Source organism: Romboutsia sp. (assembly GCF_035470145.1).
Lineage (GTDB): Bacteria > Bacillota > Clostridia > Peptostreptococcales > Peptostreptococcaceae > Romboutsia_D.
Map to the genome: position 1 here is coordinate 1 of NZ_DATIRC010000088.1, position 1,922 is coordinate 1,922.

2 protein-coding genes and 1 pseudogene are annotated in these 1,922 nt (G+C 25.0%); all 3 read left to right on the forward strand.

Annotated features, from left to right (window positions below):
- Positions 1–75: 75 nt before the first annotated feature.
- Positions 76–204 (forward strand): annotated as a pseudogene (locus VLM92_RS03080) (energy-coupling factor ABC transporter substrate-binding protein); the annotation flags it as partial.
- 2 nt (positions 205–206) lie between these two features.
- Positions 207–905 (forward strand): cobalt ECF transporter T component CbiQ, encoded by a 699-nt coding sequence (gene cbiQ / locus VLM92_RS03085; RefSeq protein WP_325274883.1) that lies wholly within the window; start codon positions 207–209, stop codon positions 903–905.
- Positions 898–1,716 carry an energy-coupling factor ABC transporter ATP-binding protein gene (locus VLM92_RS03090; RefSeq protein WP_325274884.1) on the forward strand — a complete coding sequence of 273 codons (819 nt, stop codon included), beginning with the start codon at positions 898–900 and terminating at the stop codon, positions 1,714–1,716. Before cbiQ ends, VLM92_RS03090 begins: the two co-directional genes overlap by 8 nt.
- The last annotated feature ends 206 nt before the right edge of the window (positions 1,717–1,922 follow it).

Here is a 1,922-nt window from a genome sequence, read left to right on the forward strand (position 1 = left end):
CCTCAGGTTAGACTTTTTAAATTGATAAAAAGATATATCGATACTTAAAATAGAGAAGAGGACAGTTATGAAAAATTTAAAACTAGGTTTAGTAGCTTGTATGAACCACCAAGTGGAGAGATAGAGAGTTTATTATTTTCAACACAAGCAGCCATAGGAGCAGGTTTTATAGGATACTATATAGGTAGCAGAAGGAGAAAGTAAAGATGCTTTTAATTGATAAATATGCATATACAAATAATTTAACAAATATAAATCCGCAGATTAAAGTTACGGTAGGTATAATTTTCTTAATAATATCTATGCTAACAAAAAATATTTTGTTTCTAATGAGTATAATGATTTTAATGAGTATGACGATAGTTTGTATAGCTAAAATAGATATAATGAGTTATATGAAATTACTTAGAATTCCTATGTACTTTTTATTTATGGGAATCATAATAAATTTAATCAATATATCATTTGAGTCAAATATGTTAATTTATAGTTTTAAGATTGATAATGTATATATAGGTGTATCTAAGGAGTCATTAAATACATCAATATATATATTGTTTAGGTCTATGTCTTGCTTGACATGTGTATACTTTTTTATACTTACAACTCCTTTTAATCAAATAATATTTTCATTAAAAAACTTACATATATCAGATACAGTAATAGAAATAGCGATGCTAGTGTATAGATTTATATTTATATTCTTAGAAGAAGTAGCGGATATTAGAAAATCACAGCAATTAAGATTTGGATATATAAATTTAAAAACTTCATATAAGTCAATTGGTCTTCTTGGAAATATGTTATTTAAAAGAATGATGAAAAGATATGATGATATGTGTATATCTTTGGATATGAAATTATATGATGGCAAATTCCACATGGTAGGTGACAAGAATGTTTAAAATTAACAATTTAAATTATAAATATGAAAAAAATTCATTAGCGTTATCAGATATTAATATGGATTTTAATAAAGGCAATGTAATTGGAATAATAGGATCTAACGGTTCAGGTAAATCAACATTGTTCATGAATTTAATGGGAATACTACAACCAGCATCAGGAAGTATTTTATTTAAGAATAAAGAGCTAAAATATACTAAAAAAGAACTATATAATCTTAGAAAAGATGTTGGAATAGTATTTCAAGATCCAGAGAAACAAATATTTTATTCAAGAGTATACGATGATATAGCATTTTCTTTAAGGAATATAGGCGTAGATGAAGAAACAATAAAAAGGAAAATAAAGGAAGCTTTAATAGCTGTTAACGGACTAGATTTTATAAATAGGCCCGTACATTTTTTAAGCTATGGCCAGAAAAAAAGAGTAGCAATAGCATCTGTAATAGCCATGGAAAATAAGATTGTATTACTAGATGAGCCAACAGCAGGATTAGATCCAATGAGTACAAAGTTAATTGTAGATATAATTAAAAACCTAAAAAATAAAGGTGTAAAAATAGTTATATCAAGCCATGATATGAATTTAATATATGAAATATGTGATTATGTTTATGTGCTAAATAAAGGAGAAGTCACTGATTTTGGATTAACAGAAGATGTATTTATTAATGAAGATAAAATTAATAAAGCAGGATTAGAATTGCCTTGGTTAGTTAAACTCCACAAGAATATGAAACTACCTTTATTTAGAGAAGAAGAAGATTTGTATAAATACTGGAATAGTAAAGTACTTAATACAAATAATTAATTAGCCTTAACCTATTTTAATATAAATTTAATGAAAAAGTCTTATGCTTTTTTATAAGATACCCTAGAATTTAAAATGTTCTAGGGTTTATTTTATATGTTTAAGACTATAAAGATAAGTACCACATCTTTTTTTAATTGATAATAAGTTATATACTATAGACTAGTGAGCTTATATTTAAAATTTATTTTTATATGGATTTTAAA